The 247-nt window shown below is 61.1% G+C and carries 1 protein-coding gene; it reads left to right on the top strand.

Features of this window, described 5'->3' with window-relative positions; all coding sequences use genetic code 11:
* Positions 1 to 247, top strand: a 247-nt coding sequence (locus tag AXE65_RS13745) for a methyltransferase family protein (RefSeq protein WP_439144669.1), incomplete at both ends; no start/stop codon positions are given.

Genomic DNA, 247 nt, shown 5'->3' with positions numbered 1-247 from the left:
GAACCGCACGCGTTGCAAGCCTGTTGGGCGGGACAACTGGACGGGCTGGGTGCCGATGCTGTGCGCGTGGCCTTGGAGTGTGGGCTGTTCTCGCATCTGCAAGCGTTCACCACTGCTGAAGCCCTGGCCGCGCAACTGTCGCTGGATGCGGCCAATACCGGCTATCTGCTGGAATTATTGTGGGCAATGGATTTGCTGGAACGTGAAACCACGCCTGCACTGCGCTATCGCAACCAACCCGTCGCCA

This window comes from Ventosimonas gracilis, assembly GCF_001580025.1.
Lineage (GTDB): Bacteria > Pseudomonadota > Gammaproteobacteria > Pseudomonadales > Pseudomonadaceae > Ventosimonas > Ventosimonas gracilis.
This window is presented reverse-complemented; position numbering and strand designations above follow the sequence as displayed.